Here is a 24286-nt window from a genome sequence, read left to right on the forward strand (position 1 = left end):
AACATAATTTAACTAAGTAAGAGGAGGCATACATATGAAAAGGGTTCAAATAAATAAACGATATACCTTAAATCAGGCCGTATCTGTGGCTTTTGGCAGCAAAAAGGTACTCCTGATTTGTGCGTTCTTTTTTCTGACTGGTATATCCACCGGTATTTTCTTGGAACTGACCATGGCTTTTGATGAAAAAACCAGTCTGGCCGGTTATTTGAAGCAATACTTGTATATGGAAGGCAGCAATGTGGATTATCCCAATCCATTTTTTTCTTCCCTGACGAGCAATCTGCTGCTGCTGTTGATCATATTTCTAGCTGGCCTTTCTGCGCTGGGATTTCCCGCTGCTCTGGCTGCGATTACCTATCAAGGTATGGCCTTGGGGTTTTGTACTGGTCTGATCATTGAAACGTTGAAGGATAAAGGCATGCTGATGATCCTTACTTCTCTGGTTCCTCAAAATCTGATTTTGATCCCGGCCTTTATTTTGGCTGCAGCCGCGGCGGTTAATTACGGACTTTATTCTCTGCGGTCCAGGCATATGGCGTCAAAAAAGAACCTGAAAGATTTCTCAGGCTCTTATATTTTGGTTATGATGTTTTTGTGTCTGGCCATCGGACTGGCCTGCGGGCTGGAAGCTATTTTATATCCAATTGTTCTTTCGCCATAAAGATGGCGGCGATGGTTTTCGCATCCACCAGCTTGCCGGAAGCTGCCATTTGATAGGCTTCTTGAAAGTCGTATTCCACAATATCCAGGGCTTCGTCATCGTCAAAACTGGTTTCGCCCGGGGTCAGGCCGGTAGCAGCGTATAAATGAATGACTTCCTCCGTATATGCTACGCTGGGATTGAGTTTTCCCAGATAATGAAGGTTTTGCGCGGTATACCCGGTCTCTTCTTTTAGTTCACGCTTTGCGGTCAGGAGCGGGTCGGTCTCACCCTGGTCGATTTTGCCTGCAGGAATCTCTAGAATGACCTTTCCCGTGGGATAACGAAATTGTTTTACCATGACCAGCTTTCCGTCATTTGTAATGGGAACGATGGCGACTGCCCCATTGTGTTCGACGATTTCCCGGTAAGCCTTGCCTTTGGGCGCTGTAACCGTATCTTTCCTCAGGTTGAGTATGGCGCCTTCGTAAATGCGTTCGCTGCTGATTTTCTTTTCTTCAAAGACCATGTTTTCCTCCTATTTTGTCATTGCTTTGGATTTTTCTACTGCTGCCGCAAAGCCTTCCTTTACATGATCCATAAAGCCGTTTTCCATCAATTTGTTCACGGCTTCGATGGTGGTGCCTCCCGGCGAACATACATTGATGCGCAGCTGCTCCGGGCTGATATCAGTTTCCAGAACCATCTTAGCGGCTCCCAGGACTGACTGGGCCGCAAAAACTTTTGCCTTTTCCTCATCCATGCCATAGTCAACGGCCGCCTGTATAAGCGCATCTATGTACATATACGTATATGCAGGGCTGCTTCCGCTGACGCCGATGACACAGTGGATCAAAGCTTCATCTACTTCTTCGGCTCTGCCGATGGCCTCAAAGATGCCGAATACCTGGCGGAAAGTTTGATCATCCACATGCTGGTTCCTGCAGACCGCCACCATGGACTCGCTTACCTGAGCCGGTGTGTTGGGCATAATGCGGATGATCCTTTGCTCACTGCCCAGATAGCTTTGGATAAAGCCGATGCTGACACCAGCTGCCATGGAAACGATCACTTTTTCACTGGTACATTCCTCTGCGATCTGGGGCAGAAGCGTTTCAAACATATTGGGCTTTACTCCTAAAAGAATCACGTCGCTGCTGCGGGCCAGCTCTTTTTCCGAGCTGCACGCTGAGACTACCGGGATTTGCTGTTCCAAAGCCGTTCTTTTTTCTTCATTTATATCAAAAACCAATATCTGATCGCCGTTTTGGGCAGCGGTTTTTGCATAACCTTTTAAAATAGCTCCGCCCATATTGCCTGCGCCGATAAATCCAATCTTCATTCTTCTACCTCCCCGAAAATACTGTTCCCGTTTCTTTGCCATTCCATGCTTTGTTGATGATATCCGGCTTTTTTCCGTTTAAAAGGATCATGGCGATCCCGTATTGGTTGACCAGTCTGGCCGCCTCGATCTTGGTGGCGATGCCGCCGGTTCCGAAACTGCTCTTTTCTCCGATATCGATGTCCGCAAGCAGGCGGTCGATATCCGGCACTTCTTCGATCAGCCTGGCATCGGCCTCTGCCTTGGGGTCTTTGTCGTAGACGCCGTTAATGTCGCTGAGGACGATGAGCGCGTCCGCGTTCCAGAGTTTTGCGGCATGGGCGCCAAGGGTATCGTTATCGCCGATTTTAATTTCATCGACGCTGACGCTGTCATTTTCGTTGATGATGGGAACCACGCCTTCGTCCACCAGGGTGAACAGGGCGTTGCGTATGTTGAGCGTCCTGTGGGGGTCGAGAAAGTCCTCCCTGGTCAGCAGAATCTGTCCCACGTGAATGCCGTAGTCGCTGAAATATTCTTTATAGGCCATCATCAGCTCAACTTGGCCGATGGCGCAGAGAGCTTGCTTGTAGTTCATGTCTCCCCGCCGGCTCCATTTGTTGATGGCGCCTACTCCGCAGATTCCCGCTCCGGAGGAAACCATGATGACTTGTTTGTGATGTTCTATGAGATTGCTGACTTGTTCTACAATATTATGGAGAACCTCCCGGTTTACCGCTCCGTTGTCATCGGAAAGCACATTGCTTCCGATCTTGATGACAATTTTCCGGCTCTCCTTGATTAAATCGCTGATCGGATTCATATTTCATCGCCTCTTTCTTTATTTATATGACCGTATAAGTATACGACAAAATGGGCGCATCCGCAAGGTTCACAGGGCAGAATTTGGTCTGTATCCGTGGAATCCTTGGAATCGTTCGGAGGATTGGTGCGGATTGGTATGGATTGACGCGGCGGCAGTCTGGGTGCGATGCCGCTCTTGGTTGCAGGCTTCTGATTGGATGGGGCCGTGGGTTGAGTTGAGTGGGGTCGGCGGGGCTTCTATCAAAATGGGTAACTTTGCGAAAAAATTTGTGATCTTTTCGCAAAGTTACCCATTTTTCTATTGTCCAGCATTGTAGAGTTGCTGGATGCGCGATGCGCAGCAGGCGCCGAGATTTTGGAAAGATCGATAAAATCGATCTTTCCTACTACTTTTAATAGAAAAAGCGGAACCATCTGACTCCTATGTAGATTCAAGTTCCGCTTTACATTATTTTTTACGCTTCATGCAGGCTTATGATTATCTCGGCTCCACGATCAGCTTGATTGCCGTCCGTTCTTCTCCATCTATCTCTATATCCGTAAACGCCGGCACGGTCACCAGATCGATACCGCTTGGTGCAACAAACCCTCTTGCAATAGCGATGGCCTTCACCGCCTGATTGAGCGCTCCGGCACCGATAGCCTGGATTTCCGCTCCGCCCTTTTCTCTCAATACTCCTGCGAGTGCTCCTGCCACCGAATTCGGATTTGATTTCGCTGATACTTTTAAAACTTCCACGTGTACATCCTCCTTAATATAAATAGATATTCATTTATCCCTCACGGGCTTACAAGGTTAAAGTGAGGTTGAAACGGTTTTCATCCTCGTATCTATTATATAGTTCAAAAATACCAATTTATAGCAAAAAAATCCGACAAATTCTTTGCTTTTTTTCTTTTTTCTAAAATTTTTAGACAACCCCTTGATTTTTTTGACATGACCCGCTATAATCAAATTGTGGTTATCCCCCTGATAACCTCATTAATCTCTAATCCCAATACCCCTTTTGAACAAAACAGACTGCTCCCCTGCAGTCTGTTTTGTTTTTTGGAGAGGGGAATTTGTGGTATAATGTTTGCATCAGATTGGTACGGCGTTGCCGTAGGGATGCAAACCTTGAAATATGCTCGACTGCGCTCGCATATTATAATGTCCGCATCAGATTGGTACGGCGTTGCCGTAAGGATGCAAACCGGCATCCTGCGCCTGCGGCACGTGACTCCGCTTCAGCGCTCCTTTTGCTTTGCGGCCCTGAGAGGCCCCAGGCTTAGCAGACCTTTGACTAAGATCAAAGTTACTGCAGGCAGCAAGGTGAGAGGTCCAGCAGCAGAAAAGCGGGAAAATTGGTGGAACCACGAGCGCACCGGTTTTATCCATACCGAATCCGTTGCGTTGGTAAAAGATGATACAAGGAGACAATATGGAATATATTACGGACAAAATTGCATATCCTTTATACGCATCCAAGGCCTTCGACCTCTATTTCGATGGAATGCGGCTGGGGGTCGTTGATATTGAAACGACTGGACTCAGTCCGCAGCGGAGCCGCTTTGTTCTCGGCGGGCTTTTGACAGTAGAAGACGGAATGCTTCAGGTGCAGCAGTTCTTTGCCGAAGATCTTTCCCAGGAAAAAGAAACGCTTCAGGCCTATCTTTCGGCCGTCAGCGAAACAGATTTTTTGCTGACCTATAATGGAAAGCATTTCGACGTCCCTTTCATAAAAGGCCGCGCCGGCAGGCCGGCGCCCCAGCTGCCATTCAACCTGGACCTCTATCTTCTGGTCAAAATCTACAGCCCGGTGCGAAAGTTTCTGCCCAATCTCAAGCAAAAAACAGTGGAAAATTTCCTTGGTTTATGGGATCATAGAAAAGACGAGATTTCCGGAGCGGAAAGCGTAGAGCTTTACTACCAATACCTTTCGCAGAAGGATCCGTTCGTAAAAGAAAAAATACTGCTTCACAATCACGATGATATTCTCCAGCTCTACCGTCTTTTGGCGGTTTTGGAAAAAGCGGACGTTCACAAAGCGATGTTCCACATGGGATTTCCTTTGAAGCCAGATGTACCGGGGCAGCCTGGCCTGATCGTCGAACAGATTGCCTTTTCCGGAAACCAGCTGAAGATTTCCGGCAGCCAGCGACAGCCCGGCTGGGACTACAAATGCTTTGAATGGGGAGAGGTCTCCTGTTATGCGGATTTCAGCCGACAGAACGGCATTTTTTCAGTCTCAGTGCCCCTTATAAAACAAGCTGGTCTTGTTCTTGTGGATTTGAAGGCCATGAAATTGGACCTGAGTATCTTTGAGAAATATCCCGGCTGTCAGGAAGGCTTTCTGATTTTGGAGCAGCAACATGAAAAGCATTATTTAGAAATTAATCACTTCGTTAAAATATTTTTAGAAAGGATGTTGAACCAATGGATTATAAAACCTTAGCAGCTAATGTCAAAGCTGACAGCTTTAAAATGGCGGCCTTGCCCCGTCAGATCCGGGACAGCGCTTTAAACGCCATAATTGACGATCTTACGGCCAACAAAGAGGCGATCTTTGCTGCCAATGCCAAAGATTTGGAAAAAGCAGCGGCGGATGCTCTGCCGGCTCCCATTCAAAACCGGCTCAAATTCGACGAACACAAACTCAATGATTGCATCAGCGGCATCAAGGATTTAATTGCCATGGAGGACCCTCTTTTTCAAGAGCTGCTCAAGCGCCAGCTGGACGAAGGGCTCACCCTGATCAAAACCACCTGCCCCATAGGCGTCATCGGCGTCATATTCGAATCCCGGCCCGATGCGCTGGTTCAGATTTCCTCCCTGTGCATCAAAAGCGGCAACTGCGCCATCTTAAAGGGCGGAAGCGAGGCAGGCAATACCAATCGGATCCTCTTTGACATCATCTACAAAGCTGGCACAACTGCAGGCCTGCCGCAAAGCTTCGCCCTGCTGATCGAAGATCGGGCAGGAATTGACGAACTGCTCAAATGCCACGAATCCGTCGATTTGATCATTCCCAGAGGCTCCAATCAGTTCGTTTCCTACATCATGGCCAATTCCAAAATTCCGGTCATGGGCCATGCGGACGGCGTTTGCCACGTATATGTGGATAAAGATGCGGATTTGGAAAAAGCGGTGCCCATCGTAATCGACTCCAAGACGCAATATGTAGCAGCCTGCAACGCAGCCGAAACCCTGCTGGTTAACCGCAGTATCGCTTCTCAATTCCTGCCCAGGCTGGCGGAGGCTTCCGGCGCCTCCATTGAATATCGGGGAGACGAAACAGTCTGCAGCCTGATCGGCTGTAAAGCAGCGGACGATCAGGATTTTGAAACGGAATATTTGGATTATATTTTGTCCATAAAAGTAGTGGACAATGCCGACGAAGCCATTGACCACATCAACCGCTATGGCTCCCACCATACGGACTGCATTGTTACCGAAAACAGCGACACAGCTGCAAGGTTCATGGCCAACGTGGACTCTGCCGGGGTCTACCAGAATTGCTCCACCCGGTTTGCCGATGGTTTCCGCTATGGCTTCGGCGCGGAGGTCGGCATCAGTACCGGCAAGCTCCATGCCAGAGGGCCTGTGGGCCTAGACGGACTTGTAACCTACAAGTACAAACTCTTTGGCAGCGGCCAGATCGTTTCCGACTATGCCGGCGGCGTTCGCAGCTTCCACTTTAAAGATTTAAAATAACACCATTTGAGAACAATTTACGGGGAGAAGAGATTTTATTTTTCATTTGCAAGACTCAGGGGAGGACCATTTATTAAAATGAGTTATATCAAACGGTTTTTTTACGGCGTCCTGATCGGCGTCGCATCCATCGCACCAGGGCTTTCCGGCGGCACCATCGCCATTGCCCTGGGTTTTTACGAGCATCTAATCCATGCTATCGCAAATCTTTTCAAACAGTTCCGTAAAAATTTTTTATATCTGCTGCCCTATGGGGTCGGCGGCTTTATCAGCGTTGCCTGTCTCTCGGTGGTAATCAATTACTTTTTTATTCACCATCCGCTTCCGACCAACACCCTCTTTATTGGTTTTATTATTGGAACGCTGCCTTTTATTTGGAAAAAACTGAAGGGCAGCCTGGATAGCGGCAGACTCAGGGTTTCCCACGGTCTCACAGCCACTGCGTTCCTGGCGGTCGTCCTGATCCCCGTATTTGTAAAGGGTTCCGCAGGAGGGGGCAGCTCGCTGATTTCTGCAGATCCGCGCGCTGTGATTCTCTTGATTGGAATCGGTATGATCGCAGCAACCACGCTGGTGATCCCGGGGCTTTCCGGAACCATGATTCTCACTTCGCTGGGTTATTACAAGCCGCTGCTTTTCATTGCCAGCACCTTTGTTACAGCCGTCGTGACTTTGGATATGCAAACTGCCCTCAGGCAGCTGATTTTTATCGTACCCTTAGGCGCAGGAGTGGTCATGGGAGTTTTTTTCACAGCAAAACTGGTGAACCTCCTCTTTGAAAAGATTCCCGCTTATGTTTATTCAGCTATCGTCGGGCTTATTGCTGCCACCCCCATCGTCATGCTGGCGGACGCAGCCAAAGCAGAGGCCGATCTCTCCCTGTTCAATGCCGCTGTCAGCCTGGCGGCACTGGCAATCGGCCTGCTGCTGGTGCGCAGACTGGGAGAAAACTAGCAGTTTCCTGTAAAAACATCTTTTAATTCCGTTCTCGCAACCTCGGCCAGCTGATAAACGGTCTCGATTTCGGTTGCAGCCCGATCCCGCATTTTCCGCATGGGATAGAAGCGGGTTACATGGAGCGGGATTTCCGCATCGACGGATGCCACCCAGGAAGCCAGCTTTTTTATTTCCTGTGGGGAATCGTTTTCCCCAGGCACAATCAAGGTCGTCAGCTCCACGTGGCAGCTGGCGGCTGCTTGCTTTATAAAAGCCTTGACGGTTTCCAAATCTCCGCCCAGCTTGCGGTAATAGGTCTCCGTGAACCCTTTCAGATCGATATTCAGGGCATCAATATGGGGCAGGACTTCTTGGGCGATCTCTTTACAAACAGAACCGTTGGTAACGCAGACCATTTTTAAACCTTCCTCTTGAGCCGCTTTGGCAGTGTCCCGGACATACTCAAATCCCACCAAAGGTTCATTATAGGTAAAGGCCAGTCCAATGTTTCCGGCGACTTTCAGTTCTATCCCTTTCTGCATCAGTTCCTGGGGCGACAGACAGATGCTCCGGTGCTCCCAGCTGCCCGACTCGGGCCGGGCAATCTGGTAGTTCTGGCAAAAGGGGCAGTCCAAATTGCAGCCATAACTCCCCACAGATAGGATTAGACTGCCCGGATAAAACCTTCGCAGGGGCTTTTTTTCAATGGGATCCAGTGCCAATGCCGTTATCTTTCCGTAAGTTTCGCAAAGGATCCTTCCGTTCTCATTTTTTCTAACGCCGCATCTGCCCTTCTGTCCAGGAGCCAAAAGGCAATGATGCATGCAGACCTGGCATTGCCGCTTCATTTGTGTCTCACCACTTCGAACCGCTTCAAGTGCACAGACTCGTCCGGCCCGATCCCGGCTTTTTGTTTTGCAATGGCAATCTGCTGCTGGGGCGTATCGACGCCTTCCAGATTGGGCAGCAATAGTCCTCGTTTATCGCCTCTGGTGACGATAACGCCGAACTTGCGAGCATCCAGCTCCTGCTCCGATCCAATGGGCTGCGGCTCACCCAGCACATCGACACTGTATTCCAATTTGACCAGTTCCTCCGCGCCCACAGGAGAAAATCTGGGGTCCCTGCTCCCAGCGCTGACAGCGTTTTCCAAAATCTCGGCTGCCAGATTCTCTCTCACAGGTCCAATGGTTCCAATGCAGCCTCTCAGCCTTCCATCTTTCTTTAAAGAAACAAATGCTCCCGCCCTGTGCTCCGTCAGCTCCTTGGGTAAATTATCGGGCATAAGCAGCTTTTCGCCGGTGGTCACGTAAGTTTCCAGAGATTCTCGGGCAAGGCGGACATAGATGTCCTCCGCAGACTTTTGCTCTTTCAGACGGCGCCGCTCCTTTTCTTCGTACTGCTCCTTAAAATTTCTCTGACAATTCTCGCCGGCCGCCTGATAAGCGCAAACTCCATAACCTACGCCGAAGGTTCCTTGATAGGAAAGCTGCTGCGCTTCCACATCCGTACAGTCTAATGCTCCGGCCATAATCGTAAATGCTCCGTGTCCGCATTCGCTGGCGTTTCTACGAAATTCATCGGCAAACTCGAAAAGCCGGAAAAAGTTGGCGCTGCCCATAACGTTCATGATCTGCTCATCATAGACCGGCCCTTCCTTTTTATATCCATAGGGACCGTCTTCTTTCAAACAATGGGACAAATCTCCGCTGGCAATGACAACAGTCCGGCGCTCCAGCCGCCCAGCCGCCTCCTTGATGGCCTGGCCCAAAGCGTAGTGATCGGTCAGCGGCAGCCCGGACAGCCCCACTCTAACCAGCTTGTAGCCTTTATAGACCTGGTCGATAAAATAAAGAGGCACCATGGTTCCGTGGTCAAGATCAGCATCCCGCTCCCCCAGCGGCCCGGCCATCAGATGCCGATTTCTGCAAACAGCAGAAATTTCTTTGACCAGCTCCGTATCGTAAACGACATCGAAGTTGATTTGCTTTGCCCGGAACTGTTTGAAGTCGCCATGTGCGCCCTGCCCTGGGGAAATATGAAAATAGTCGGCGTACATGGCACAGTGGGGAGAAACGACAACAATGGTTTCCGGCTCCAGTAGTGCAATCTGCTTGGCAACAGTCTGGTAAGCCTGCGTAGTATCGCTGATAGCCGCTTCCTGACCCTTGCCGATCTCTGGAACGATCAAAGGCGGATGGGGAACCATAAATGCTCCTGTAATATACATGAGGATCAACTCCTTTCGCTTTTTTCTCATTATAGCACGTTTGAGCGAAAGTGGCGGCTATGAATTTTCTGAAAATTGTTCATGCTCTAATAGGTTACTATAATGAAAGCACTGGCTCGGTGTAAATCTTATGGGTTTGCAGGCGGCCCCAAGCGGCCCGGCACCGGCTCGGAAAATTTCTGTGAAATATAAAAAAAGCAACCAGCTTCGGCGGCTTTGCCTTACTGCTTGCTTAAAAGTGGGTACTTTTAAACTTCGTATTCTTCTTTCTCATGAAAGAAGCTTGATCTGCCCAAATGATGCCGGTCCCACCCGGCGGCAGATTTGATCAGCCTTTTAACCAGGCTTCGACCGTTTCCAGAGATAGCTTTGCCATCCTGGCAATTTGCTGTCTTTCCATGCCGCTGGCAGCCAGATTCCGTACCAGCTCTTTCTGTCCTTCTTCCTTTCCTTGTGAAACCCCTTGCAAAATGCCCTGTGATATTCCTTGCGAGATCCCTTGGGCAATCCCTTCCTTCTGACCATCCTCAAACGCCTGAGCCAGGCCTTTCTTAAACTGTACTTCACGGCAGTGCTGTTGTAAGCGGAATTTGTCCCTCGCAATCGCCTGCTCACGGACGATTTCGTCGGCCGTAGCCTTTCGCAATAGTTTTTCCGTCATGGCAATCTCCTTTCCTCCCTGACTTCGCAGATCCTCCAGATACTCCCGGCAAGACACATCTCCCGCGCAGCGCAGGTATTCCAGATAACGCTCCAGCTTTGTCAGCTCGCCCGCCGTTTTCTTCCGGTCTGGGTTGACTTTGGGCAGCTCCAAATAATGCAGTTCCACCAGCTCTGTCAACACAAAGTTCTCCCGCTCTTCTTTGAAAAGAAACTTGCTGGCATACTGGTCCGTCTGCGGAAACAGGCAAAAATCCACGATAAAGATACTGATGGTTTTCTTTATCTTAACATACTCTTCGCCCGATTCCAATGCCTGGGTGATCATTCCGCCATGATAATAGATGTTGCGGTGAATAAAGTCCGCATCGTAGAGAAGATGAATTTCCAGGTCCAGAAGTTCGCCTTGTTCCGTTTCCGCTTTAATGTCCAGGATGGATTCTTTTTGCGTTTCGTTTTCCCGAACATTGAAAGGATTCTTGTAGACGATCGCCGTAATGGGATTGTCTTTCCGGTCCAGAATGAGATTAAGCACGGCAATCAACGCCTGTTTGCATTCCTCATCTTCCCGGCCATAGACGGCTTTGAACAGAAGATCGTTTTTTAAATTGAGTGCGATATGTAAGCCCCCTTTTTTAATTGGTATATTTTTACTTTAACATTATTTCCATATTATGTCAATTAATAAATGTGATATATTTCCACATTTTAATAAAACCAGCCGGCGAAGGAGCGAGATGCTCCCTGCCTGCTGGTTTTTGTGTTCTAATTGGGCGATTGCCGAAAACGACCCATACTTATATAATCGGTTTGTTCTTTTCCCGCTTGCCTGATCAAATCAGCGAAAGGATGATGCTCGACGTAATTACTGAACATGCCGGCATTTACAACTTGCGCATCGCTTCGGTCGTTATTTCTGCGAAAGCCATTCCTACAGGCTGCAATTCTTCGACAGGGATTCTGTCAGGTTTATCTGAATTATGGAACAGATACTGCATGCCGCAGACCATACTGACAACAGGCACGCCCGACTCATTCCAGTAAAATGCATCTGATATGACTTCATCCTGGTGAAACTTATACTCTCGCTCAAGCCCCTTTCCAACTGGTACAAGCGCTGCGATGGATTTTTTCAAATCGTAATTTGCGATAGTAGCTTTCGTAAATGCATAAAGCTTTGGTTCTGATACATAGAACAGCCTGGGCTCGACCTGACCTGTTTCATACAAATTATAATTTTCATCAAAAGCAGCCTCTTTTCCTATATGCTCTATCGCAATATCGATTATGACATTATCCCCGACTTCCTTACGTTTCTTCACAAAGCCTATATTAGCTGCATAATCCGTATAATGCGTATCAAGCGCTGCAAACATCAACGTTTTTTCGCGTTCTTCTGCCGGTATCTGCGCAAAATACTTTGCCAAAGCCAGCATTTCGGAAGTTCCCGACGCGTCCTGTACAGCGCCTTCAAATACTGCGTCATGATGGGAATGCACGAGTACGATATCATCCGATTTCCCTTTTAATCTGCCGGAAACGTTGAACGCATTTCTATATTCATATAACGTGTCTACTGTCATCTGCCCCCTGATCACGCCGCTGGTTTCAAACTCAGCTTTTATCTTTTTGCCGGAGCTTCTACTCACCCACAGGGCCGGCAGAGACATGTATTGACAGCCATAGGGCCACCCGTTTTCCGTATAATCTTCATTGTAAAAATAAGGATCGTCCATATAATTTTCAAGGATACCCACAAAGCCGACAGCGCCATGGTTCTGCGCCAGATAAAAGTTCGCAGGCCAGATCGATGGTGAATATATGTCAACCTTCTTCTTTTTCTCCTCCATCTGGTTTAACGGATCGTATACAAACGGATCATCAAACCACTCATGCTGCTTCTGCATATCAAATTCCGGCAGATACACGCTGGCAACCACCACCTTGCCTTTAACGTCTAATCTTTCAAAATCCTCTGCAAGCCCCTGTCCAACATATACAAATTCTGACTCCGATCCGTCCGTTCCGAATGAGAATCTGCCGCTCTCTCCACCTCTGTTCGTCCCATTGATATAGAAAGCGTCCATTTTTTCTCCGCCAACAGTAAGTGAAAAATCTTCCACCATCATACACATAGATGGAACACTTTCAATGCGCACATCCTCCAATCCGAACGCTCTCATTTTGCCTTCGATATATTCCGCAGATTTGCGTCCTTCCGGAGTTCCGGTCTTCCTGTGTCCCCACTGGGCCAGATCCTTGATCCATGAAAAGATTTCCTTTCCTTCGGGAAAACTATTTTGCCTTACTTTTGCCTGATATGTCATTTCTTCTCCTTTACTATTATTCATCAAGTGCTTTCCGAATAAGTTCTGTCACCTTCTCTATGCAAGCCTTTTCGTCATCCATTGCCTGAGGTATAAATCCTGCTTCTGTTTCTATCGCCTTGTCTGCAAGGGCCAGCGTTTTTTCAAATCCGTCGCCTGTTTCTGATTCAGCTGCAAAGCTCTGCATAAGCTCATAATACGTGAAAACATTCAGCTCTCGTCCTGCCGCCCACGTTCGTCTGTCAACGAATTCCGGATCGCATATCTGCTTCCTCATGTGCTCAGCCACTTCTTCGTCAAAGTAGTATGAGGCCGCTGCAAGATCAAGCTGAACCAGCAATTCAAATGCCGCTTTTGCATCTCCTTTTACAAGAGCTTCCTTTGCTGCCATCAAAAGTTCTGTGTTCTGCATATATTTCACGGTAGCCAGGCAAAGGAAGTCGCAGCTATTGATTTTATCAAGCCCGTCAGCAACAGCTTTATAAGCTTTAAGGGTATATTGGTTCTGTTCATGTGCAGCGTCAAAGAATGCCTTCTTTTCTGCGTGTGTCAAACCGGACGAGAGCGCTTTTATATAATCTCTATTATGCGATTCCGTCGTTTTATTCAGTTGAATGGCAGCCATATTCAACCTCTCTACAGCATTGAAGTATTCTTCGTGAGTAATACCAAGCGTATTCAGCAAATCTATATCCACCTCATTCTTGATTCTGGCGGCCTGCTCTGTATAATCAAGCTGCAGATACGGCATACTGTCAATATATAACCCCATACCACCGTAAAATCTTCCTATATCTTCCAGTATCTTCGTATCAAATATATCCCAGTTATCAAAATTTGAGTGGTCTCTGCCTACATAAGGACCGGTACCTTCATAGTACTGCTCTGAAATTGGGTCGTTGCACAGCGTAGGTATACCTGCCGTATGATAAGAAATACTGTCGGACCATGAGAGCATATAATATTCTGTCTGAGGCGCATACTGCTCCTTTTCTTCAAATCCTCCGCCAACAAGCTCGGGAGAATATGTATAATATGAAATGGGTATACGATTTACGCCTATATATGCAGTTGCCTGCAGCTTTTTCATTTTTAGCGCCGTATATTCGAAGTTTATATTGGCAACCGTCTTTCCTGTCCAGTCCTTTCTGCTTTCGTGAGTAAGCTCATATGAACCATAGATATAGGGGTATCTCGTATCCATGCCCCCTGTTTCATGGCTTCCATGAAATGCAAAGGTTATCATCCTATTTGGCTTATATCCGGAATCTATGATAGCTTTCGCAATACCAAGAAGCGTAGAACATGTTGACATATTATCCTGCAGGCACCTGAAATAATGGTCAAGATGCGCGGTATAAACAATCCTTTCATCGCTTATCTCTCCAGGGATTTCGCCTACGACATTATAAGTAGTTCCGCCGTAGGGATCAAAATCCGCATCTACCTTTAACGTCACTACACAATTTCCTGCGGACACTTTATTTCTCAGCAATTCAGCATCCCCGTGACAAATACCTACGATGGGGATATCACTGATTATATTAGGCGGCTGCACCCGTATGGTTTCATCGTTCAAAATATCCTCAGCTGCATATATCACCAAAGCCGCTGCTCCGTGCCGGATAGCTTCTTCCATCTGTCCGGAAAGACTCGCTCCCTCAAGCGTACCCATCGCTGCAAACAGTCCTATCTTTCCATTCAAGTCCAGCGCGCTGCATTCCGCCTTAGTAGCTTTACCCAGGTCCATCAGTTCCGCGGTTAATCCCTCTGTTGCAGTTCCCGGAGAAACATAGCCGTATGGATAGATAATCTTTTCTTCATCTGCAACCGATATTTCTGCCGAATTAAACTGATATCTTGCCGTGTTGCAGGGAAGCATCTGTATATTACTCAATCCGATTTCTTTCAATTTTTCAGCTATGAATTCGGAACCTTCATTCTCCGCATCAGAGCCGCAATGCTTACCGCCGTAAAGCTTACTGTCACCTATTTTTTCGTACTCTTTGATAAACTCTACCTGAAAACCAACATCTAACTCTCTACAGAAATTTTTTATGTCTTTATCAAGAATCATATTTCTCATTATATTTTCCTCCTGCGACAAATTCATATATTCTACAGTATTACAGAATTTCTCTAAATCCATCTATAGAATAATCTCTTCCTTCTTTCTTAGCTTCGAGAGCTTCAACAAGCGCCGCATAATTATTAGGTGTGATTTTATAAAGTAAAACTACAGCAATCGCGCTCAAAACCATAAATCCGAGCGGCACTACAGTCTCAGATAGGGTTATAGCTGTTATTACACTGTCAGGCTGCTGTGCAGCCATAGCGTCAAATCCTGCCCATGCCAATATGTAACCGATCAGTGAATATCCAATCGCCTGTGCTAGACCCATTCCCAGCGTATATGTTCCTACGCATGCGGCTACCTTGCTGTCACCAAATTTAAATTCGTTCAATTCACCGATATCATAAACCATCGAATAACTTACGATCAGGGCGATAGAATTGGTAATACCATATCCTACTGAAAGAATAGCTCCGTCCAGATAGGAAGACGGGCCTTTAATTATGACTGTAAGTCCACAAACTGCATATACGCACATAGCAATCAACAAGGTATTCTTTTTACCAAATCTTCCTGCAAGCCAATTCGCAGGTACAGCCATTAATATCGTAACAACCATGCTGATTGTAAAATATGTAGAGGCTGTGGCTTCGCTGAGTCCCAACACATATACTCCGAAATAAACAAGAAATCCTGATAAAACAGTATTGCCGATGAAATAAAGCAGCGACCATATGGCAATTCCTAAGAAGGGTTTTATTTTCAATACGGACATATAGGATTTAAAAATATTTTCTTTTGGTTTTTCCTGGATTTCGCCGATTTCTACGCCTATAGGTTCTTTTCCTTTGGTAGCCGCCCATGCAATGAGTCCGCAAATCAGCATGGGAAGCGTACATGAGATCAGAACCGCCAGGCTCCAGCTTCCTGCTTCGCCGCCTATTCCCGCATTGGCGAATCCCGTCTGTACATACATGACTAATGTCCCGCCGACAAATACCGAAACATATAGAATAACGGTACACAGGCTTCTGATTTTTGTTCTCGCATTGTAATCTACCGTCAGCTCTGCACCAAGAGAATCATACGGCACAAGGAAGGTATAATATATGATATAAAATAAAATACAGACGATCGCATAGTAAGCAGCCGTCGCCTGCCCAAAATCCACTTTGATAAAAATTAAGGTCATCAAAATCACAGTAGGAAAAATGGAGGCCAGCATGATCGGTCTTCTCTTGCCGTGCTTTGATTTACTGTTGTCAGAGATGTAGCCGATAAAGATACACCAGACCGATGCGATAAGCAGCGCTGCTCCGCTGATAGTTCCGGCTGCCGCGGCGTTTATCCCTACGACGGTTACTAAAAAATAGCTTAAATAAAATCCCCAGAGGTTCTCACCTGTTCTAACCATAGAACCAAGTCCATAGCCGATCGTCGTTCCCAATGAACTCTTTTTCCTTTCCTGACTCATTACATTCCTCCTTTGAAATAGAGTGAAAAAGTATTAATCATTGCTTATAAGCTATTTTTATAATAATCACTAAATTCAATTAATTCACGCACAGTACCGCTTCAAATCATGATAATATCAAAAAAACGCATAAGATAGAGTAGTTGCATTCTATTTTATGCGGAATCGTTGGTTTTGGAGTGCGGAATCATACTTTTCAATTTGCTGGTTTTATCCGATTTTCTGTATGATAATCTTAGCGATCTGCTCACAATTCAAATCGATATTCATATAAACTTGTTCCTCCTGTGAAATCTCCCCGTATTCATATGCCGCATGAAATATATGATCGATGATATCTCTGTTTAGAATGTTTATTTTTCCTGAATTCATTATGTTTCTCAAGCTGTCTGGAATATTGAGGCTTTTCTCACGGCAATATATATAAGTACCTGATGGGTCAAGGCCTGATATTTTAATGATACATTCTCTTCCTGAAGCTGCGTCGGGATTCATACACAGCAATTTCAGAGCATCGGATTCTTTCCATACAAAAACATGTTCTTGTGGCTTTGAGCACGGGAACTGAATATCAGCCAGGAAACGCTGCACACTGTAATGCCATATACTGCTTTGTTTTGCTATTGGAAGCTTGATCCCGGACATATCCTTTATATCCGCCCGCACCGTATTGAAATCAATATCTACCTTTTCCCTGATTTGTTCGTCTTCGCTGAAAACGATTTCATATTTTTCTGCCTTTTCAAGAACATCCGAAAGGTCTATGTCCTCATCGAGTATCACGCCCATCGTTTCTTTTTGTCTCTCCAGCCTAAAATTTTTTCTATTATTTTTCCTGTATTCGGATGGCGTACAGCCATAGCTTTTCAGAAACGCCGCGTTATAATATCTCGGAGCGGAGAATCCACATTCAAAGGTTATATCCGAAATATTCATGTCTGTATTCAACAAGAATTTAATTGACAGTTCCGCTCGAACGAACGCTACGAATTGTTCAAATCCCATTCCGTTGCTTTTCTTCAGCAGCCTTGTAAGGTAATCATCGCTCACATAGATCTGCGATGCAACTTCGTGAAGCGTCAGCCTTCTGTGACAATTGTCGTAGATGTAGTCGATTGCTTTCCATACCCTTTTCATCTGCTCATCGTTTAATCGCTGTGCATTTGAGTCTATCGTCGCTAAAAACCCCATTTTCAGACTGCTCAATATATCTATGGAGTAATAAACGATTTTATTTTCAGCATCTATATTCCTCATTTGCTCCGACATAAGTCTGAGGATTCTGCTGATATGACCTTTCATTTCCGTTTTCAAATTCTGCGAAATAATATCATCCTCTTCAGGAGAGCAATAGAACAAAGCTGTCCATATCTCAGGCAGGTACTGATTATATTTTTCCAGATCAAAGTGCAGTTGGATATATAATAAATCCTCGGACCGGCTTTCCACAGAATGGATATCATCTCGATTCAAAACCATCATTTCGCCGGTTTGCACATGAAAGGTTCTGTTATTGCGCACGATATCCAGTTCGCCTTGAATCACAAAATTGATTTCCAGCAAATCGTGCCAGTGTATCGGCTGCTTTTTATTTTTTACCGAAATGGTCAGCATTTTTTCAATCATATTCTTACGCCTTTTCCCTTTGCCTAGTGTCGTGCCATGCATACTCCCCGGCATCTCTCTGCTTCTATTGTATCACACATTTCTTTTAACACTCTGTTTTTATGTTCTATGCCTTTATTTATACGAGCGAATTGCTTCTTGCGCAGCTTTATCCGGAGCTCTCTTTTATAATATTTTCGTACCATTATGTCCGGGCAGCGCGTCATATTCCATGCCCAGCGGTTGCGCGCACATACAAAAAAGGGCCTCCCATATTATTGGGAAACCCTCATTTTTAAAGCTTCTTTGTTTATACCAACTCTAAAAATACAACTTCCGCGCAATCTCCGCGTCTCGGTCCTAATTTTAAAATTCTTGTATATCCGCCGTTTCTGTCAGCGTAGTTCGGTGCAATTTCATCGAACAGCTTTGAAACCACGTCTTCGTCGTAAACGTATGCGAGCACCTGTCTTCTGGCATGGAGATCGCCGCGTTTCGCAAGAGTGATCATTTTCTCAGCCTGACGTCTGGCTTCCTTCGCTCTATGCTCTGTTGTGGAAATCCGTCCTTCTCTCAGAAGATCCGTAACCAGATTTCTCAGCATTGCCTTTCTATGAGCAGTAGGTCTGCCTAGTTTTCTATATCCTGGCATCGCTAAATCCTCCTTTATTCATCGCTTTGTCTTAATCCAAGACCTAATTCTTCTAGTTTATGTTTTACTTCGTCTAGAGATTTCTTACCAAGGTTTCTGACTTTCATCATGTCTTCTTCTGAACGGTGTGTCAGTTCTTCGACAGTATTGATGGCCGCGCGCTTCAGGCAGTTGAAGGAACGTACGGAAAGTTCCAGCTCTTCGATGGTCATCTCAAGAGCTTTTTCTTTCTGGTCTTCTTCCTTCTCGACCATGATTTCCATCGTATCCGTGCTGTCCGTCAGCTCGATGAACAGGTTCAGATGCTCCTGCATGATCTTTGCGCCGATGGACACCCCTTCGCTCGGTGTGATCGAACCGTCTGTCCAGATCTCTAAAATCAGCTTATCGTAGTCAGTAACTTGACCAACTCTTGTATTTTCAACAGTAAAGTTAACTTTTCTTACCGGCGTATAAATCGAATCGGTCGGGATCACTGCGATGGGAGTGCTTTCGGTCTTGTTCTGGTCGGCGGAGACATAGCCTCTGCCTCTGGCCAGATTCATTTCCATGACCAGCGTGGCATTTTCCTCCAGAGTAGCAATATGCAGATCCGGGTTGCAGATTTCCAGATCGGAATCTCCAATAATATCCGCAGCCGTTACCTCTTTGGGCCCAATGGCATTGATCAGAACCTTTTTCGTATTTTCGCCGCTTAATTTAATGGCTAACTTTTTCAGATTTAGAATTATCTCTGTAACGTCTTCTTTGACTCCTGGAATGGTTGAAAACTCGTGAAGTATTCCGTCGATTTTAACAGATGTGACAGCTACTCCTGGCAGCGAGCTTAAAAGAATTCTTCTAAGGCTGTTTCCCAGCGTAGTGCCGTAACCTCTTTCCAGAGGCTCTACAACGAATTTCCCATAGTTGGGATCCTCGTTAGAAAATACACATTCAATTGTTGGTTTTTCGATTTCTATCACTCAAAACCCTCCTTTTCTCCCAAAACACCGTCAACTAACAAACGTTAATCAACCGATTATTTGGAATATAATTCGACGATCAGGTGCTCTGCGACCGGAGTATCGATATCCTCTCTAGTCGGCAGAGTAACAACCTTGCCTTCCAGTTTTTCAACCTCTACTGTAAGCCATGATGGTACAGAAATGGTCATATCTTTAATCTCCTTGAATTTCGGAGAACTTGTGCTCTTTTCTTTGACCTTGATCACATCGCCGGCCTTCACTTCGTAAGAAGGAATGTCTACCTTCTTGCCGTTTACCTGGAAATGGCCGTGTGTTACAAGCTGTCTGGCTTCTTTTCTTGAGGAAGCGAATCCAAGTCTGAACACAACGTTATCCAGTCTTGTTTCCAGCATGATCAGCAGGTTTTCACCTGTGATTCCCTTCTTTCTCGCTGCCTTATCAAATAAGTTTCTGAACTGAGTTTCCTGCAGTCCGTAGAATCTCTTTGTCTTCTGTTTTTCTCTTAACTGAGTTCCATAGTCAGAGACTTTCTTTCTTCCCTGACCATGCTGTCCAGGAGGAAAGTTTCTTTTTTCGATGGCGCACTTGGTGCTGTAGCATCTGTCGCCTTTTAAGAACAGTTTCTGTCCTTCTCTTCTGCATAATCTGCAGCTAGCATCTGTATATCTTGACATTCTACCTAGTTCCTCCCTTCAATTAGACTCTTCTTCTCTTCGGCGGTCTGCATCCGTTGTGCGGTATTGGTGTGATGTCCTTGATCATGGTGATTTCAAGGCCAGCACTCTGAAGCGCTCTGATCGCGGCTTCTCTTCCGGATCCCGGACCCTTTACATATACTTCAACGGTTTTCAGACCATGCTCCATCGCGCCTTTTGCAGCTTCTTCAGCAGCCATCTGAGCGGCGAACGGAGTGGATTTTCTCGATCCTTTGAATCCCAGTGAACCGGCACTGGACCAGGAAAGCGCATTTCCTGCAAGATCTGTAAGAGTTACAAGGGTATTGTTAAAGGTAGACTGAATATGTGCTTGGCCTTTTTCAATGTTCTTGCGTTCTCTTCTTTTTTTTCTAGCTGTCTTTTTCACAGTTTTAGCCATTGTTCTACCTCCTTACTTCTTCTTTCTTCCTACAGTCTTTTTCGGACCTTTGCGAGTTCTAGCGTTTGTCTTTGTTTTCTGTCCTCTCACCGGAAGACCTCTTCTATGTCTGATTCCTCTGTAGCATCCGATTTCCATGAGTCTCTTGATATTCAGTGAAATATCTCTTCTCAGGTCACCTTCTACTGCATATTCCTGGTCAATGATCTTTCTGATCTTACCAGCTTCATCCTCGGATAAATCCTTTACTCTCGTATCAGGATTGATTCCGGCTTTTTCCAATATTGCGTTTGCCGTCGGTCTGCCAATACCATAAATGTATGTCAAACCAATTTCAACTCTCTTTTCTCTTGGTAAATCGACACCGGCTATACGAGCCATATTTCCCTCCTATTCCCATCTTCCGTCACGTACCCACCTTCGCGCCAGGCCGCAGGCCCTAGGCGCCCGATGTCCGTAATATAAACGGGATGTTCTTTTGCGTCTTGCAATATAAAATAACTATCTATCTTGAGAAACCATCGACCCCAGCGGGCCCTTGCAGCCGCGAACCTGACGCTCCCAAAGCAGCCATATCAAGTCCATTCGCCCACTAACCAAGTCAACAATTTCCTAAGCGGAAATGTTATTGCGCAGGCAAACTCCGCAGGACGGCGTATCGCGTAAGCGATACAGCGCCGGCCGAGGACCTTGCCGAAGCAAAACATTTCCGCGCTCTAACCTTGTCTCTGCTTGTGCTTCGGGTTTTCACAGATAACCATTACTTTCCCGTTACGCTTAATTACTTTGCACTTTTCGCAGATTGGTTTTACGGAAGCTCTAACTTTCATTTCGCACTCCTCCTAACCTTTCTTGTCTACGCTTTCCCTCTCCAGGTGATCCGGCCTCTGGTCAGATCGTAAGGAGAAAGCTCAACTTTTACTTTATCTCCCGGAAGGATCCGGATAAAGTTCATTCTGATTTTTCCTGAAACGTGTGCAAGCACTTCATGTCCGGTCTCCAGCCTTACTACAAACATTGCGTTGGGCTGCGCGTCTACGACCGTCCCTTCTGCTTCAATGACGTCTTTTTTCGCCATAATAACACCTCTCTTTTTACAATGTAAGCAACTCAGGCTCACCATCAGTTATAACAACAGTATTTTCATAATGGGCGGACAGCTTTCCGTCCAGTGTGACCACAGTCCAATTGTTGAGAAGAGTCTCAACTTCATAATCGCCTTGGGTGATCATGGGCTCAATGGCAAAGACCATGCCTTTCGCAAGTCTGGGCCCTCTGCCAGGCGCCCCGTAGTTGGGGATCTGCGGTTCCTCGTGCATGTCTCTTCCCACGCCGTGGCCTACAAAATCCCGGATAACACCGTATCCTTCGCTCTCCGCCTTTACTTGGATGGCGTGAGAGATATCCGAAAGCCTGTATCCTACTTTGCAGAATTTCAGACCTTCGAAAAAGCTGTCTCTGGTTACATCGATCAGGCGCTGTGCCTCCGGGTCGATCTTGCCTACCGGATAAGTCCTGGCCGCATCGCTGACATAGCTTTTGTAGGTGGAACCCACATCTACGCTGACGATATCGCCTTCTTTCAGCTTGCGTTTCTTCGAGGGAATCCCATGGACCACTTCTTCGTTTACCGAAACGCAGGCGCTCGCCGGAAAACCGTACAGACCTTTGAAGGATGGGATCATATCGTGATCCCGGATCATGTCCTCAACGAACTGATCGATCTCCTGGGTGGTAACACCCGGTTTTATGAAGCTCTCCAGCTCCTTGAGCACCAAACCTGTGACGCTCCCGGACTGCCGCATTATGTCGATTTCCTGCTCTGACTTGATGATGATCATGCTTATTCACCTAGAACGCTTACAATGTGGTTAAATACATTTTCAAGTCCGATCGCACCGTCGATATGGGCGATGTTGCCGGCCTTTTCGTAATATTCAACCAGCGGCATTGTCTGCGAATTATATACTTCGATTCTGTTTTCAACAGTTTCTTTCGTATCGTCGGCTCTCTGCATCAGCTCGCCGCCGCACTTATCGCAAACGCCTTCCTTTGCAGGAGGCATGTTTTTAACGTTATACGTGGCTCCGCAGGCCTTGCATACCCGTCTGTTGATGAGCCGCTGCATCAGTTCTTCCTTTTCGACTGCGATATCCAGTACTTTATCTACTTTCTTACCGTGTTTTTCAAGGAATTCATCCAGCTTTTCCGCCTGATATACGGTTCTTGGAAAACCGTCCAGCAGGAAACCGTCCGTGCAGTCATCCTCAAGCAATCTGGTGGTTGCGATCTCACATACCAGATCATCGGGAACCAGTTCGCCTTTATCCATGTATTCCTTTGCTTTCTTTCCCAGCTCAGTGCCGTTTTTAATGTTGGCTCTGAAAATATCGCCGGTAGAGATATGCGGAATATGATATTTTTCAACGATCTTTACTGCCTGAGTGCCTTTGCCGGCACCCGGAGGGCCTAATAAAATTAAGTTCATTTCTTAACCTCCCTACTTAAGGAAACCTTGATAGTTTCTCATGACCATCTGATTTTCCAGCTGTTTCATCGTATCCAGAGCCACACCGACGGCAATCAAAAGCGATGTGCCTCCGAAGTGGATGTTCAGGCCTGTGTACTGACTGACGATTGTCGGCAGTACCGCTACCAGCGCCAGGAAAACAGCTCCTACAAAAGTGATTCTTGTCATTACTTTGTTTAAATATTCAACCGTGGCCTTACCCGGTCTGATTCCCGGAATAAATCCGCCGTTGGCCTTCATATTCTGCGCGACTTCCATAGGGTTGAAGGTAACAGCCGTATAGAAATAGGTGAAGAATAAAATCAGTATCACATTAAATACGGCATACACCCATACGCCCGGAGAACCCTGCGGCGACAGCCACTTGGTGATCCACATGGACGCGGAACTGTCGGCTGACATGAAATAAGTGATGGTCAGCGGGAACTGCAAAAACGACATGGCAAAGATTACCGGGATAACCCCTGCCTGATTTACTTTCAGCGGAATGTGTGTTGACTGTCCGCCGTACATCTTTCTTCCTACCACGCGCTTAGCATATTGGACCGGAATTCTTCTTTGACCCTGCTGGATCTCGATAATCCCGATAATAACGATTACTGCGAAAACGACGAACAGAGCCAAGGATACAAAGGTCATGGTTCCTTCCCTGTATTTGAGCCAAATTTCGTGAATTCCGCTCGGCAGTCTGGCGATGATCCCTCCGAAAATAATCAGTGAGATCCCGTTTCCGATGCCGTTTTCATTGATCTTTTCACCCAGCCACATAAGAAAGGCCGTTCCTGCCGACAGTACCAGTACAATGACCGCTACTGAAAAGAAGTCGGTGCTGATCAATGCATTTCTGAACATACCCACCGATACGCCGATAGCCTGAACGACCGCCAGCACTACCGTGAGATAACGGGTGTACTGAGCAATCTTTTTCTGGCCTTCGGTACCTTCCTTGGCCAGACGCTCCAGCCTTGGAATAGCAATCGTGAGCAGCTGCAGTATGATGGAAGCCGTGATGTATGGGGTGATACTCAAAGCAAATATGGTAAAGTTGCTGAAAGCACCACCAGAGAATAAATTAAATAGAGCAAACAATCCGTCCTGGTGATTCATTTGCTGAGCCAGGTAAGCTCTGTCTATTCCGGGAACCGGAATATTGGAGCCAATTCGGAAAATCACAAGCATCAAAAGCGTATAAATAATCTTCTTTCTGATGTCCATGATCTTCCAAGCTTTCGCGATTGTTTTGAACATCTCCATT

Annotated in this window: 25 protein-coding genes; 4 read left to right on the forward strand and 21 right to left on the reverse strand. The window is 46.4% G+C overall.

The features are described from left to right. Window positions 1-34: 34 nt before the first annotated feature. On the forward strand, window positions 35-664 hold the full coding sequence (gene spoIIM, locus NIA71_RS10300; RefSeq protein WP_227755575.1) for a stage II sporulation protein M: 630 nt from the start codon (window positions 35-37) through the stop codon (window positions 662-664). Here the strand turns inward: spoIIM and NIA71_RS10305 are convergent. From NIA71_RS10305 to NIA71_RS10320, 4 genes are all read right to left on the reverse strand, one after another. Next, window positions 633-1172 carry an NUDIX domain-containing protein gene (locus NIA71_RS10305; RefSeq protein ID WP_148396228.1) on the reverse strand — a complete coding sequence of 180 codons (540 nt, stop codon included), beginning with the start codon at window positions 1170-1172 and terminating at the stop codon, window positions 633-635. The genes spoIIM and NIA71_RS10305 overlap by 32 nt on opposite strands. A 9-nt stretch (window positions 1173-1181) precedes the next feature. Beyond that, complete coding sequence (gene proC / locus NIA71_RS10310) at window positions 1182-1985, reverse strand: pyrroline-5-carboxylate reductase (RefSeq protein WP_227755576.1); 804 nt, start codon at window positions 1983-1985, stop codon at window positions 1182-1184. Window positions 1986-1989: 4 nt separating this feature from the next. After that, entirely contained in the window at window positions 1990-2787 is a 798-nt protein-coding gene (proB, locus tag NIA71_RS10315) for a glutamate 5-kinase (protein ID WP_148396226.1), read from the reverse strand. A gap of 480 nt (window positions 2788-3267) precedes the next feature. Continuing rightward, the gene (locus NIA71_RS10320) at window positions 3268-3528 is read right to left on the reverse strand and encodes a stage V sporulation protein S (RefSeq protein ID WP_148396225.1); all 261 of its coding nucleotides are present in this window, start codon (window positions 3526-3528) and stop codon (window positions 3268-3270) included. A gap of 682 nt (window positions 3529-4210) precedes the next feature. On the opposite strand from NIA71_RS10320, the gene NIA71_RS10325 reads away from it, so the two are divergent. The 3 genes from NIA71_RS10325 (at window position 4211) to NIA71_RS10335 (ending at window position 7437) form a co-directional block, all read left to right on the forward strand. After that, complete coding sequence (locus tag NIA71_RS10325) at window positions 4211-5224, forward strand: ribonuclease H-like domain-containing protein (protein ID WP_253020349.1); 1014 nt, start codon at window positions 4211-4213, stop codon at window positions 5222-5224. Then, the gene (locus NIA71_RS10330) at window positions 5206-6483 is read left to right on the forward strand and encodes a glutamate-5-semialdehyde dehydrogenase (protein WP_148396223.1); all 1278 of its coding nucleotides are present in this window, start codon (window positions 5206-5208) and stop codon (window positions 6481-6483) included. Before NIA71_RS10325 ends, NIA71_RS10330 begins: the two co-directional genes overlap by 19 nt. Window positions 6484-6561: 78 nt before the next feature. After that, window positions 6562-7437 (forward strand): DUF368 domain-containing protein, encoded by an 876-nt coding sequence (locus NIA71_RS10335; RefSeq protein WP_253020350.1) that lies wholly within the window; start codon window positions 6562-6564, stop codon window positions 7435-7437. Here NIA71_RS10335 and amrS read toward each other — a convergent pair. The 17 genes from amrS to secY all read right to left on the reverse strand — a co-directional run bounded on the left by amrS (window position 7434) and on the right by secY (window position 24279). Next, window positions 7434-8267, reverse strand: a complete 834-nt coding sequence (amrS, locus tag NIA71_RS10340; RefSeq protein WP_253020351.1) for an AmmeMemoRadiSam system radical SAM enzyme — start codon at window positions 8265-8267, stop codon at window positions 7434-7436. The genes NIA71_RS10335 and amrS overlap by 4 nt on opposite strands. Further along, window positions 8264-9649 carry an AmmeMemoRadiSam system protein A gene (gene amrA, locus NIA71_RS10345; protein ID WP_148396220.1) on the reverse strand — a complete coding sequence of 462 codons (1386 nt, stop codon included), beginning with the start codon at window positions 9647-9649 and terminating at the stop codon, window positions 8264-8266. Before amrA ends, amrS begins: the two co-directional genes overlap by 4 nt. A 328-nt stretch (window positions 9650-9977) precedes the next feature. Continuing rightward, a complete protein-coding gene (locus tag NIA71_RS10350; protein WP_367177917.1) occupies window positions 9978-10955 on the reverse strand; it encodes an Rpn family recombination-promoting nuclease/putative transposase in 978 nt (325 codons plus the stop codon). Window positions 10956-11193: 238 nt separating this feature from the next. Beyond that, window positions 11194-12660: a M28 family peptidase gene (locus NIA71_RS10355; RefSeq protein ID WP_253020353.1), complete on the reverse strand. Its 1467-nt coding sequence runs from the start codon at window positions 12658-12660 to the stop codon at window positions 11194-11196. Next, complete coding sequence (locus NIA71_RS10360; RefSeq protein WP_253020354.1) at window positions 12653-14722, reverse strand: M28 family peptidase; 2070 nt, start codon at window positions 14720-14722, stop codon at window positions 12653-12655. Before NIA71_RS10360 ends, NIA71_RS10355 begins: the two co-directional genes overlap by 8 nt. Window positions 14723-14762: 40 nt before the next feature. After that, window positions 14763-16184 carry an MFS transporter gene (locus NIA71_RS10365; protein WP_148396203.1) on the reverse strand — a complete coding sequence of 474 codons (1422 nt, stop codon included), beginning with the start codon at window positions 16182-16184 and terminating at the stop codon, window positions 14763-14765. A gap of 210 nt (window positions 16185-16394) precedes the next feature. Continuing rightward, window positions 16395-17810 (reverse strand): AraC family transcriptional regulator, encoded by a 1416-nt coding sequence (locus tag NIA71_RS10370; RefSeq protein ID WP_227755582.1) that lies wholly within the window; start codon window positions 17808-17810, stop codon window positions 16395-16397. 289 nt (window positions 17811-18099) lie between these two features. After that, window positions 18100-18441 (reverse strand): 50S ribosomal protein L17, encoded by a 342-nt coding sequence (rplQ, locus tag NIA71_RS10375; RefSeq protein WP_148396201.1) that lies wholly within the window; start codon window positions 18439-18441, stop codon window positions 18100-18102. Window positions 18442-18455: 14 nt separating this feature from the next. Then, the gene (locus tag NIA71_RS10380; protein WP_148396200.1) at window positions 18456-19403 is read right to left on the reverse strand and encodes a DNA-directed RNA polymerase subunit alpha; all 948 of its coding nucleotides are present in this window, start codon (window positions 19401-19403) and stop codon (window positions 18456-18458) included. A gap of 56 nt (window positions 19404-19459) precedes the next feature. Beyond that, window positions 19460-20080, reverse strand: a complete 621-nt coding sequence (gene rpsD / locus NIA71_RS10385; protein ID WP_148396199.1) for a 30S ribosomal protein S4 — start codon at window positions 20078-20080, stop codon at window positions 19460-19462. 22 nt (window positions 20081-20102) lie between these two features. Further along, on the reverse strand, window positions 20103-20501 hold the full coding sequence (gene rpsK / locus NIA71_RS10390; RefSeq protein WP_148396198.1) for a 30S ribosomal protein S11: 399 nt from the start codon (window positions 20499-20501) through the stop codon (window positions 20103-20105). Between the two features lie 12 nt (window positions 20502-20513). Continuing rightward, window positions 20514-20882 carry a 30S ribosomal protein S13 gene (rpsM, locus tag NIA71_RS10395; RefSeq protein ID WP_148396197.1) on the reverse strand — a complete coding sequence of 123 codons (369 nt, stop codon included), beginning with the start codon at window positions 20880-20882 and terminating at the stop codon, window positions 20514-20516. 335 nt (window positions 20883-21217) lie between these two features. Continuing rightward, entirely contained in the window at window positions 21218-21331 is a 114-nt protein-coding gene (rpmJ, locus tag NIA71_RS10400; protein ID WP_022155406.1) for a 50S ribosomal protein L36, read from the reverse strand. 26 nt (window positions 21332-21357) lie between these two features. Next, window positions 21358-21579: a translation initiation factor IF-1 gene (infA, locus tag NIA71_RS10405; protein ID WP_148396196.1), complete on the reverse strand. Its 222-nt coding sequence runs from the start codon at window positions 21577-21579 to the stop codon at window positions 21358-21360. Between the two features lie 16 nt (window positions 21580-21595). Beyond that, the gene (gene map, locus NIA71_RS10410) at window positions 21596-22342 is read right to left on the reverse strand and encodes a type I methionyl aminopeptidase (protein WP_148396195.1); all 747 of its coding nucleotides are present in this window, start codon (window positions 22340-22342) and stop codon (window positions 21596-21598) included. 2 nt (window positions 22343-22344) lie between these two features. Then, window positions 22345-22989 (reverse strand): adenylate kinase, encoded by a 645-nt coding sequence (locus tag NIA71_RS10415; protein WP_148396194.1) that lies wholly within the window; start codon window positions 22987-22989, stop codon window positions 22345-22347. Between the two features lie 12 nt (window positions 22990-23001). Beyond that, window positions 23002-24279 carry a preprotein translocase subunit SecY gene (gene secY, locus NIA71_RS10420; RefSeq protein WP_148396249.1) on the reverse strand — a complete coding sequence of 426 codons (1278 nt, stop codon included), beginning with the start codon at window positions 24277-24279 and terminating at the stop codon, window positions 23002-23004. Between the last annotated feature and the right edge of the window lie 7 nt (window positions 24280-24286).

Source organism: Ihubacter massiliensis, assembly GCF_024125305.1.
Classification (GTDB): Bacteria; Bacillota; Clostridia; order Peptostreptococcales; family Anaerovoracaceae; genus Hominibacterium; species Hominibacterium faecale.

Excerpts from the sequence above, each read along its gene's own strand:
- proB (WP_148396226.1), bottom strand. The coding sequence starts at position 2,787 with ATGAATCCGATCAGCGATTTAATCAAGGAGAGCCGGAAAATTGTCATC.
- rpmJ (WP_022155406.1), bottom strand. The coding sequence starts at position 21,331 with ATGAAAGTTAGAGCTTCCGTAAAACCAATCTGCGAAAAGTGCAAAGTA.
- rpsK (WP_148396198.1), bottom strand. The coding sequence starts at position 20,501 with ATGGCTAAAACTGTGAAAAAGACAGCTAGAAAAAAAAGAAGAGAACGC.
- proC (WP_227755576.1), bottom strand. The coding sequence starts at position 1,985 with ATGAAGATTGGATTTATCGGCGCAGGCAATATGGGCGGAGCTATTTTA.
- amrS (WP_253020351.1), bottom strand. The coding sequence starts at position 8,267 with ATGAAGCGGCAATGCCAGGTCTGCATGCATCATTGCCTTTTGGCTCCT.
- NIA71_RS10360 (WP_253020354.1), bottom strand. The coding sequence starts at position 14,722 with ATGAGAAATATGATTCTTGATAAAGACATAAAAAATTTCTGTAGAGAG.
- rpsM (WP_148396197.1), bottom strand. The coding sequence starts at position 20,882 with ATGGCTCGTATAGCCGGTGTCGATTTACCAAGAGAAAAGAGAGTTGAA.
- infA (WP_148396196.1), bottom strand. The coding sequence starts at position 21,579 with ATGGCGAAAAAAGACGTCATTGAAGCAGAAGGGACGGTCGTAGACGCG.
- NIA71_RS10335 (WP_253020350.1), top strand. The coding sequence starts at position 6,562 with ATGAGTTATATCAAACGGTTTTTTTACGGCGTCCTGATCGGCGTCGCA.
- NIA71_RS10325 (WP_253020349.1), top strand. The coding sequence starts at position 4,211 with ATGGAATATATTACGGACAAAATTGCATATCCTTTATACGCATCCAAG.
- rplQ (WP_148396201.1), bottom strand. The coding sequence starts at position 18,441 with ATGCCAGGATATAGAAAACTAGGCAGACCTACTGCTCATAGAAAGGCA.
- NIA71_RS10305 (WP_148396228.1), bottom strand. The coding sequence starts at position 1,172 with ATGGTCTTTGAAGAAAAGAAAATCAGCAGCGAACGCATTTACGAAGGC.
- map (WP_148396195.1), bottom strand. The coding sequence starts at position 22,342 with ATGATCATCATCAAGTCAGAGCAGGAAATCGACATAATGCGGCAGTCC.
- NIA71_RS10370 (WP_227755582.1), bottom strand. The coding sequence starts at position 17,810 with ATGATTGAAAAAATGCTGACCATTTCGGTAAAAAATAAAAAGCAGCCG.
- secY (WP_148396249.1), bottom strand. The coding sequence starts at position 24,279 with ATGTTCAAAACAATCGCGAAAGCTTGGAAGATCATGGACATCAGAAAG.
- NIA71_RS10365 (WP_148396203.1), bottom strand. The coding sequence starts at position 16,184 with ATGAGTCAGGAAAGGAAAAAGAGTTCATTGGGAACGACGATCGGCTAT.
- spoIIM (WP_227755575.1), top strand. The coding sequence starts at position 35 with ATGAAAAGGGTTCAAATAAATAAACGATATACCTTAAATCAGGCCGTA.
- rpsD (WP_148396199.1), bottom strand. The coding sequence starts at position 20,080 with ATGTCAAGATATACAGATGCTAGCTGCAGATTATGCAGAAGAGAAGGA.
- NIA71_RS10415 (WP_148396194.1), bottom strand. The coding sequence starts at position 22,989 with ATGAACTTAATTTTATTAGGCCCTCCGGGTGCCGGCAAAGGCACTCAG.
- NIA71_RS10355 (WP_253020353.1), bottom strand. The coding sequence starts at position 12,660 with ATGAATAATAGTAAAGGAGAAGAAATGACATATCAGGCAAAAGTAAGG.
- NIA71_RS10330 (WP_148396223.1), top strand. The coding sequence starts at position 5,206 with ATGGATTATAAAACCTTAGCAGCTAATGTCAAAGCTGACAGCTTTAAA.
- amrA (WP_148396220.1), bottom strand. The coding sequence starts at position 9,649 with ATGTATATTACAGGAGCATTTATGGTTCCCCATCCGCCTTTGATCGTT.